This window comes from Aeromicrobium sp. CnD17-E (genome assembly GCF_024124745.1).
In the GTDB taxonomy this organism is placed as follows: Bacteria; Actinomycetota; Actinomycetes; order Propionibacteriales; family Nocardioidaceae; genus Aeromicrobium.
In genome coordinates this window covers 33,594-42,732 of the sequence record NZ_JAMXRU010000016.1, presented here as the reverse complement: position 1 = coordinate 42,732, position 9,139 = coordinate 33,594, and the positions used below count along the sequence as shown (strand labels likewise).

General features: G+C 73.0%; 10 protein-coding genes. 8 read left to right on the top strand and 2 right to left on the bottom strand.

Translation table 11 applies throughout. The features are described from left to right. The 4 genes from NH339_RS05720 to coaD all read left to right on the top strand — a co-directional run. Nucleotides 1–1,044 (top strand): Dak phosphatase (locus tag NH339_RS05720; RefSeq protein ID WP_253023395.1); only part of this gene is annotated, 1,044 nt, incomplete at its 5' end. Between the two features lie 10 nt (nt 1,045–1,054). Then, on the top strand, nt 1,055–3,253 hold the full coding sequence (gene recG / locus NH339_RS05715; RefSeq protein WP_253023394.1) for an ATP-dependent DNA helicase RecG: 2,199 nt from the start codon (nt 1,055–1,057) through the stop codon (nt 3,251–3,253). Further along, nucleotides 3,250–3,804 (top strand): 16S rRNA (guanine(966)-N(2))-methyltransferase RsmD, encoded by a 555-nt coding sequence (gene rsmD / locus NH339_RS05710; protein WP_253023391.1) that lies wholly within the window; start codon nt 3,250–3,252, stop codon nt 3,802–3,804. The genes recG and rsmD overlap by 4 nt, the downstream gene beginning before the upstream one ends. 13 nt (nt 3,805–3,817) lie before the next feature. Then, a complete protein-coding gene (coaD, locus tag NH339_RS05705) occupies nt 3,818–4,297 on the top strand; it encodes a pantetheine-phosphate adenylyltransferase (protein ID WP_253023389.1) in 480 nt (159 codons plus the stop codon). A 14-nt stretch (nt 4,298–4,311) separates the two neighbouring features. On the opposite strand, the gene dinB is transcribed toward coaD, so the two are convergent. Then, a complete protein-coding gene (gene dinB / locus NH339_RS05700) occupies nt 4,312–5,526 on the bottom strand; it encodes a DNA polymerase IV (protein ID WP_253023387.1) in 1,215 nt (404 codons plus the stop codon). A gap of 398 nt (nt 5,527–5,924) precedes the next feature. On the opposite strand from dinB, the gene NH339_RS05695 reads away from it, so the two are divergent. From NH339_RS05695 to mutM, 4 genes are read left to right on the top strand one after another with little or no spacing between them, the layout of a single operon-like run. Next, nucleotides 5,925–6,485, top strand: a complete 561-nt coding sequence (locus tag NH339_RS05695) for a DUF177 domain-containing protein (RefSeq protein ID WP_253023385.1) — start codon at nt 5,925–5,927, stop codon at nt 6,483–6,485. A 3-nt stretch (nt 6,486–6,488) separates the two neighbouring features. Next, nucleotides 6,489–6,674 carry a 50S ribosomal protein L32 gene (gene rpmF / locus NH339_RS05690; protein WP_055965465.1) on the top strand — a complete coding sequence of 62 codons (186 nt, stop codon included), beginning with the start codon at nt 6,489–6,491 and terminating at the stop codon, nt 6,672–6,674. A 19-nt stretch (nt 6,675–6,693) separates the two neighbouring features. Continuing rightward, complete coding sequence (rnc, locus tag NH339_RS05685; protein ID WP_256475026.1) at nt 6,694–7,386, top strand: ribonuclease III; 693 nt, start codon at nt 6,694–6,696, stop codon at nt 7,384–7,386. A gap of 7 nt (nt 7,387–7,393) precedes the next feature. Further along, a complete protein-coding gene (mutM, locus tag NH339_RS05680; protein WP_253023381.1) occupies nt 7,394–8,248 on the top strand; it encodes a bifunctional DNA-formamidopyrimidine glycosylase/DNA-(apurinic or apyrimidinic site) lyase in 855 nt (284 codons plus the stop codon). A gap of 71 nt (nt 8,249–8,319) precedes the next feature. Here the strand turns inward: mutM and NH339_RS05675 are convergent, their stop codons facing one another. After that, nucleotides 8,320–9,075 (bottom strand): metallophosphoesterase, encoded by a 756-nt coding sequence (locus tag NH339_RS05675; RefSeq protein WP_253023379.1) that lies wholly within the window; start codon nt 9,073–9,075, stop codon nt 8,320–8,322. Nucleotides 9,076–9,139 lie beyond the last annotated feature (64 nt).

The following is a 9,139-nucleotide window of genomic DNA, read 5'->3' as shown; positions in this document are numbered from 1 at the left end:
GTCGACGCGGGCGGTCGCGCGCTCGTGGTCGTCCTCGACGCCACCGAGCGGGCGCTCACGGGTCGTGCGCCCACCCCGGCGGCACAGCACGTCCCCACGCCGCTGGCCGCGTCGGGCGACGACTTCGTCGAGGGCGGTCCGGCGTACGAGGTCATGTACCTCCTCGACGCCGACGAGAGCGAGATCGCGCCGCTGCGGCACACGCTCGACGCGCTGGGCGACTCGCTGGTGGTCGTCGGCGGCGACCGGCTCTGGAACGTCCACGTCCACGTCGACGACGTCGGGGCCGCCATCGAGGCGGGCCTGCAGGCGGGTCGGCCCTACCGCATCGCCGTCACGCACTTCGCCGACCAGGTCGCCCGTCAGCAGGGTCGGCAGCGGTCGGGCCGGGCCGTGGTCGTGGCCGCCACGGGTGCGGGGCTGGCCGACCTCTGCCGCGAGGCCGGTGCCCACGTGCTCGAGTTCACGCGCGAGCGACCGGTCGACGTCGCCACGATGCTCGAGACCCTGCGCGGCCTCGACGCCGAGGAGGTCGTGGTGCTGCCGAACAACCAGCGCTACGTCGGTCTGTTCGATGCCGCCGCCAAGCAGGTGAGGGCCGACGGCGTCCGCGTCGCGGTCATCCCGACCCACGCGCAGGTGCAGGGCCTGGCGGCGCTGGCTGTCCACGACCCCGGGCGCGACTTCGACGAGGACGTCGTCGCCATGTCGAGCGCGGCGGCGCACACCCAGCACGGCGCCGTCACGGTCGCGGTCGAGCCGGGCATCACCATGGCCGGTCCGTGCGAGGCCGGCGACGTGCTCGGCGTCGTCTCGGGCGACTTCGCGGTCGTCGGCTCCGACGTCGCCGAGGTGGCCGACGCGGTGCTCGACCGGCTGCTCTCGCCCACCGCGGAGCTCGTCACCCTCGTCGTCGGCGACGGTGCCGACCACACGGTCGCGCAGACGCTGTCGCGCCGGCTGCGCGACGAGCGCGTCGACGTCGACGTCGTCGTGTACGAGGGCGGCCAGGAGAACTACCCGCTGTTCGTGGCGGTCGAGTAGGGGTGCGGTCGTGACCACCAGTCCTGCGGCGACGCCGGGTCCCACCAACCCGCCGGAGCGCCGGCTGCGCTCCGTCGTGGGCGACGCGACGGCCAAGAAGCTCGCGACCCTCGGCCTGGAGACCATCGACGACCTGCTGAGGCACTACCCGCGGCGCTACGTGTCGCTGGGGGAGATGACCGACCTCGCGTCGCTGCAGGTCGGTCAGTACGCCACCGTCATGGCACGCGTCGTCGAGGCGGTGAACAAGCGGTTCGGCCCGGGCGGGCGCAAGACGCGCACCGAGGTGACGCTCACCGACGGCAACGCCCGGCTGACGCTCACCTTCTTCTCCCAGCCGTGGCGCCAGGCGCAGCTGACCCCCGGCACGGTCGGCCTGTTCGCCGGCGAGGTGGGGCAGTTCAACGGGCGACTCCAGCTGACGCACCCGCTCTACGAGCCGCTCGAGGGCCCCGACGCGCTCGAGGGACGGATCGCGCGCGGGATCATCCCGATCTACCGGGCGAGCGCGAAGATCCCGTCGCTCGCCATCGAGCGCTCCGTCGAGACGGTGCTGCCCGTCGCCGACGTCGAGGACCCTCTCCCCGAGGACGTGCGCGCCGACCGGGGGCTCCCGTCCGCCGACGTCGCGTTCGAGATGATCCACCGCCCCCGCTCGGACCAGCAGTGGCGCACCGCTCGCGACCGCTTCCGGTTCGAGGAGGCCTTCGTCCTGCAGACGGTCTTCGCGCAGCGCCGCCACGCTGCGCTCGGCCAGACCGCGGTGCCGCGTCCTCGGCGCTCGGGCGGTCTGCGCGACGCGTTCGAGCATCAGCTGCCGTTCACGCTCACCGACGGGCAGCGTGCGGTGGTGGCGGAGATCGAGGCCGACCTCGCGCGCGAGCACCCCATGCACCGGCTGCTGCAGGGCGAGGTCGGCTCGGGCAAGACCGTCGTCGCGCTGCTCGCGATGCTCCAGGTCGTCGACGACGGCGCGCAGGCCGTGCTGCTGGCGCCCACCGAGGTGCTGGCCGCCCAGCACCACCGCGGCATCACGGCCATGCTGGGGGCGCTCGCCGAGGGCGGCATGCTCGGGGGAGCCGCGGAGGGCACGCGGGTCCGGTTGCTGACCGGCTCGATGGGCGCCAAGGCCCGCAAGGAGGCACTGCTCGACGCCGCCTCGGGTGCCGCCGGCATCGTCGTCGGCACCCATGCGGTGCTGCAGGAGACCGTCCAGCTCGCCGAGCTCGGCCTGCTCGTCGTCGACGAGCAGCACCGCTTCGGCGTCGAGCAGCGTGCCGTGCTCGTCGACCGCTACGACACCAAGCCGCACGTGCTGGTCATGACCGCGACCCCGATCCCGCGCACGATCGCCATGACCGTGTTCGGCGACCTCGAGACGTCCACCCTCAGCGAGCTGCCGGGCGGTCGCCAGCCCATCCAGACCACCGTCGTCCCGGCGGCCGAACGTCCCGACTGGCTCGCCCGGGCGTGGGACCGGGTGCGCGAGGAGGTCGCCGACGGTCGTCAGGCGTACGTCGTGGTCTCGCGCATCGGCGGCAGCGAGACGGAGCCGGGGGAGAAGGGGGCGGGGGAGAAGGCGGACCCCGACGGCCCGCCGACCCGGTCGCTGGTGGACCTGCACGAGGAGCTCGCGGCGGGTCCGCTGGCGGGGCTGCGGCTCGGGATCCTGCACGGACGCCAGCACCCGGAGGAGAAGGACGCCACGATGACGGCCTTCGCGCGGGGCGAGATCGACGTGCTCGTCGCGACGACCGTCGTCGAGGTCGGCGTCGACGTCCCCAACGCCACGGTCATGGTCGTCGTCGACGCCGAGCGGTTCGGCGTCTCCCAGCTGCACCAGCTGCGCGGGCGCGTCGGCCGAGGCGGGCACGCGGGGCTCTGCCTGCTGGTCACCTCCGCCGAGGACGGCTCGCCGTCGCGGGAGCGTCTCGACGCCGTCGCGTCCACGTCCGACGGGTTCGCGCTGTCACGGCTCGACGCCGAGCAGCGTCGCGAGGGCGACGTGCTGGGCGCGGCGCAGTCGGGGGTGCGCAGCAGCCTGCGCCTGCTCTCGGTCGTCAAGGACGAGCAGGTCATCGCCGACGCCCGCGAGGCGGCCACGGCGTTCGTCGAGGGCGACCCGCAGCTGGCGAGCGCGCCCGACCTGCGGGCCGCGGTCGAGCGCCTCGAGCAGTCGCAGCAGGCCGACTACCTGGAGCGCACGTGACCCGGGTGATCGCCGGGCGCTGGGGCGGTCGACGTCTGCGCACGCCACCGGGCGACGGCACGCGCCCGACGTCGGACCGGGTCAGGGAGTCGCTCTTCTCCTCGCTGCAGTCGCTGTTCGGTGGCCTCGACGGGGTCCGCGTGCTCGACGTGTACGCCGGGTCCGGCGCCCTGGCGCTGGAGGCGCTCTCGCGCGGGGCGGCGTCGGCCGACCTCGTCGAGTCCGACCGGCGCGCCGCCCAGGTGGCGCAGCAGAACGCGCGGGAGCTGGGCGCCGAGGCCACTGTTCACCGCACGAGCGCCGCCGCCTTCGCCGCCTCCGCCACCGGCCCCTACGACCTGGTGATGCTCGACCCGCCCTACGCGGTGGCCACCGACGACGTCGCCGCCGTGGTCGCGGCCCTCGCCCCGTCGCTCGCCGACGACGCCGTGGTCGTCGTCGAGCGCTCCACGCGCACGCCGTTCACGTGGCCCGCAGGGTTCGAGGGGTTCCGCGACCGCGCCCACGGCGAGACCACCGTGTGGTTCGGTGCCCGCTCCGACGAGTCCTGATAGCGTCGCCGCCGTGACGCGCGTCGTGTGCCCCGGCTCCTTCGACCCGGTGACCAACGGTCACCTCGACATCGTGCGCCGGGCCTCCCGGCTGTTCGACGAGGTGGTCGTGGCGGTCCTCGTGAACGAGAGCAAGAAGAGCCTCTTCTCGCTCGAGGAGCGGATGGACCTGCTCGCCCGGGCCACCGAGGACCTGCCCAACGTCTCGGTGGCGTCGTTCCGCGGTCTGCTCGTGAACTTCTGCACCGAGCAGGGGATCAGCGCGATCGTGAAGGGTCTGCGAGCGGTCTCCGACTTCGACTACGAGCTGCAGATGGCGCAGATGAACGGCAGCCTCACCGACGTCGACACCGTCTTCATCCCGACCAGCCCCGAGTACTCCTTCCTGGCCTCCAGCCTGGTCAAGGAGGTCGCACGCGGCGGTGGCGACGTGAGTGGTCTCGTGCCTGACTTCGTGCTCCAGCGCCTCGACCGGGAGTTCGGCCGGGCCTGACCCCGCGTCGACGCCTACGCGTCGTCCTCCTGGTCGGGGAGGATCGGCATGGCGGCGCGCTCCCCGCGCCCGAGCTGCACGCCCCGCCGCACGGCTCGCGCGCCGAACCGGTCTCGGACGGCGTCGAGCGCGGTGTCGAGGCCCGGGTCGGAGGCCGACGTGAGGGGCAGCAGCAGCTGCTCGCCCTGGTCGTCGAGCCCGGACGCCTGGAAGCCGACGAGGGTGACGCCACGTCGGGCGATCTCGCCGTGGCGTCCGCGCAGCAGCTGCAGCGTGGCGTCGAGGAGGACCTGCGTGTGGGCGGTCGGTCGCGGGAGCGTGTGCGAGGCGGTGGAGCTGGTGAAGTCGCCGAAGCGGACGCGCAGGGTGACGGTCGCGGCGGTGCGCCCGGCCGCGCGCAGACGCCGCGCGACGCGGTCGACCAGGCCCAGGAGCACGATCTCGACGCCCTCGGGCGTGCGCTCGTCGCGGCCGAGGGCGCGCTGCGCCCCCATCGAGCGACGCGACGGTCGCGCCCGCACCGGTCGGGGGTCGTGGCCGGAGGCGAGGGCGTGCAGGTGGCCGGCCGCACCGCTGCCGACCAGCGTGGCGAGCTCGCCGGGCTGCATGCGGGCGACGTCGGCGACGGTGCGCACCCGGGCAGCGTGCAGCTTCTCGGTGGTGCGGGGGCCGACGCCCCAGAGCGCCTGGACGGGCAGCGAGAGCAGGAAGCGTCGTTCGTCGTCGAGCGGGACGACGAGGAGGCCGTCGGGCTTGGCCATCGCGCTGGCCACCTTGGCGAGGTACTTGGTGCGCGCGACGCCCACCGAGATCGGCAGGCCCACCCGTTCGCGCACCTGCTCGCGCAGCGTCGTCGCGATCTGCGACGGTGCCCCGCGGATACGTCGGAGCCCGCCGACCTCCAGGAACGCCTCGTCGATCGAGACGCCCTCCACGAGAGGCGTGGTGTCGGCGAAGACCGCGAACACCGCGCGACTCGCCTCGCTGTACGCGTGCGGCCTGGGCGGCACGACCAGCAGGTCGGGGCAGAGCCGCAGCGCCTGCCGCAGGCCCATCGCGCCCTTGACGCCGTGCGCCCGCGCCTCGTAGCTGGCGGCCATGACCACCCCGCCGCCGACGGCCACCGGCCGCCCCCGCAGGCTCGGGTCGTCGCGGATCTCGACGGAGGCGAAGAAGCTGTCGAGGTCGGCGTGCAGCACCGTCCCCTCCCGCTCGGCCGACGTCTGCACCTGCGCATCCTCCCAGCCCCCACCGACAGTCCGGCGGACGGAGATTCCCAGGTCGACCTGGGAATCTCCTGTCCAGGCATGGTTTCCTCAGCCGGGCACGGAATGCTCTCCGTGCGTGGCTGAGATTCCCGTGCTTGGCAGTCCGGTGCGCGGAGATTCCCAGGTCGACCTGGGAATCTCCTGTCCAGGCATGGTTTCCTCAGCCGGGCACGGAAAGCTCTCCGGGCCTCGCTGAGATTCCCGTGCCTCGTCCGGTCGCGCCCGCCGGCCGCTGCCGACCGGTGGGGGAGCGATTGGTGTCGCGTGACCTGCACCGGTTATGATGGACGGCGGCCTGGAAACAGGCCGTGATCTGTTGTGCACCTCGACGGACGGACGTGACCGTGCAATCGGGCCCCTTGGTCTTCGACACCCAGGTTCTGGGTCGTCGACCTGGGACCGAACGTACCTTCACCCGCACCGTGGCGGCGCCGGCGGATCTGGGCCACGACGTCTACGGCGTGCCCGAGGACTCGCCCATCGACCTGGAGCTGCGGCTCGAGGCCGTCATGGACGGGGTGCTGGCCACCGGCACCGCCTCGGCGCGCGTGGTGGGGGAGTGCGTCCGCTGCCTGGACGTCCTCGACGACACCGTCGTGGTGGACCTTCAGGAGCTGTACCTGTACGACCCGATCGGCGCCGGCGACGGTGCCGAGGAGGACGGGGAGGAAGACGAGCTTCCGGCCCTCGAGGACGACTTGCTCGACCTCGAACCCGTCCTGCGGGACGCGGTGGTGCTCGCACTGCCGCTCAACCCCGTGTGTGATCCGGAGTGTCCGGGACTGTGCCCCGAGTGCGGGGCGCGACTCGCGGACGATCCAGACCACACACACGGCGATCCGATCGACCCCCGGTGGGCGTCGTTGAGCCAGCTGACCCAGAACCTCCCGGGCGACGTCCCGGGGCCGAACAAGGAGTAGATCGTGGCCGTTCCGAAGCGGAAGATGTCGCGCAGCAACACGCGCCACCGCCGGTCGCAGTGGAAGACCACGGCGACCACCCTCGTCGACTGCGCCAACCCCGCCTGCGACTCCAAGGTCGTCCCGCACCGTGCGTGCGGCGAGTGCGGACAGTACGGCGCGCGTGGCGAGCGTCGCCAGGTCCTCTGATCCTCAGGGCCACGAGGCCCTGAAGGAGGTGCTCGGCGTCCCCGACCTGGACGCCGAGCTGCTGGAGCACGCCCTCACGCACCGGTCGTACGCGTACGAGAACGGGGGCCTGCCCAACAACGAGCGTCTGGAGTTCCTGGGCGACTCGGTGCTCGGGCTCGTCGTCACCGACGCGCTCTTCACCAACCACCCCGACCTCGCCGAGGGCCGGCTCGCGAAGCTGCGTGCTGCCGTCGTGAGCGCGAAGGCGCTCGCGGAGGTGGCGCACACGCTCGACCTGGGTGCGCACCTGCGCCTCGGACGCGGCGAGGAGGCCACCGGCGGTCGCAACAAGGCGTCGATCCTGTCCGACACCGTCGAGGCGGTGATCGGTGCCGTGTACGTGCAGTTCGGCATCGAGCGCGCGTCGCAGGTCGTGCACGCCGTGTTCGACCCGTTCATCGCGCGCGCGGCCGACCTCGGCGCCGGGCTGGACTGGAAGACCTCGCTGCAGGAGATCGCCGCCAACCACGACCTCGGCGTCCCCCGCTACGTCCTCGAGAGCGAGGGCCCCGACCACGACAAGACGTTCACGGCGTCCGTGGTGGTGGGCGAGCAGCGATACGACGGCGGCACCGGCCGGTCGAAGAAGGAGGCCGAGCAGCAGGTCGCCGAGATCGCGTGGCGTGCCATCACCGCCGACGTGACCCCGGCCGACGCCGTCGAGGTCTGACCCGTCCGTGCCTGAGCTCCCCGAGGTCGAGGTGGTCCGCCGCGGCCTCGACACGCACGTCGTCGGCCGCACCGTCGTGGCCGTGACGGTGCACGACGTGCGGTCCCTCAAACGGCACCTGCCAGGCGCCGCCGACTTCGTCCCGCGTCTCGTCGGTCGACGGGTCGACGCGGCACGACGACGCGGCAAGTACCTCTGGCTCGTGCTCGACGGTCACGAGGCGCTGCTCTGCCACCTCGGCATGAGCGGGCAGATGCTCATCAGCGACGCCGACGCGCCGCCGCCGCGGCACCTGCGCATCGTGCTCGACCTCGACGACGGCCGTCAGCTGCGGTTCGTCGACCAGCGGATCTTCGGCGGCATGATGCTGGCCGACGTCGACGAGGAGCAGGTGCCCGTCACGATCGGGCACATCGCGCGCGACCCGCTCGACCCGCGGTTCGACCGCGACCTCTTCGCGACGCGGCTGCGTCGTCGGCGCACGGGCGTCAAGCGCGCCCTGCTCGACCAGACGTTGATCTCCGGCGTCGGCAACATCTACGCCGACGAGTCGTTGTGGCGCGTGCCGCTGCACTACGCGCGCGCGACGGAGAACCTGCGCGCCAAGGAGGTCGACGCGCTGCTCGGCCACGTCGTCGACGTGATGGGCGAGGCGCTCGAGCAGGGCGGCACGTCGTTCGACGCGCTGTACGTCAACGTGAACGGCCAGAGCGGCTACTTCGACCGGTCCCTCGCCGCGTACGGGCAGGAGGGTGAGCCGTGCCCGCGGTGCGCGACGCCGATCCGCCGCGACGCGTTCATGAACCGCAGCTCCTTCACCTGCCCCCGCTGCCAGCCCCGCCCCCGCAACGGGCGCTTCTGAGCCCGTTCGCCGCTGCTGATTCCCAGGTCGACATGGGAATCAGCAGCTCACCGAGGTGGAGGCAGGGTCAGTCAGCGTCCGTCGCGCGGGCCGAAGGCCGCGAGCGCCTCGGCGTCGCCGGCCGGGCGGCGGAACGTCTCGTCGGCCCACGCCTCGACGTCCGGCCAGCTCGACCCGTCGACGACGTCGCGCACCAGGCGGTCGACGTCGAGCGTCGTGCGCCCGAAGGTGACCTGTCCGCCGGAGAGCACCACCCAGCTCGCGCCCGCGTGGCCGTAGGGCAGACCCACGCTGCCGGGATTCACCACCAGCCTCCGATCGACCAGGCGGAGGAACGGCATGTGGGTGTGGCCGCACACCACGGTCCCGACCTCGGCGGGCAGGTCGGCGAGCACCTCGTGCCACCGCTCGAGCCGGCTGTCGACGAGCACGACCTCGGCGTCGTCGCGCGGAGTGGCGTGGCAGAAGCGGACGAGACCGAAGCCGGGCAGGTCGAGCGTCACCTGCTCCGGCATGGACTCCAGCAGGACCAGCTGGTCCGGTCCGAGCTGCGCGGCGCCCCAGACCGACAGCGGGTCGTCGTCGAGCCCGACGTCGAGTCCGCGCGCCATCTGCAGCAGCTCGCGGTCGGCGTTGCCGCGCACCAGCACGGCACGGTCACCGAGGGCCACGAGACGGTCGAGGACCTCGCACGGCTGCGGGCCCCAGGTGTGGTCACCGGTGACGACCACGAGGTCCGCCGCCCTCACCGCGGGCTCGGCCAGGACCGCGTCGAGTGCGGGCAGCACGCCGTGCACGTCGGAGAGCACCGCGACCGAACGGGTCATGGCGTCACTGTGCCACGACCCACGACCCCACCACCCACGACGCAGGGTCGCTGCGACGTGGTGC

Bases quoted from the DNA above. Each gene is read 5' to 3' on its own strand.
- NH339_RS05675 (WP_253023379.1), bottom strand. From the start codon at position 9,075: ATGACCCGTTCGGTCGCGGTGCTCTCCGACGTGCACGGCGTGCTGCCC.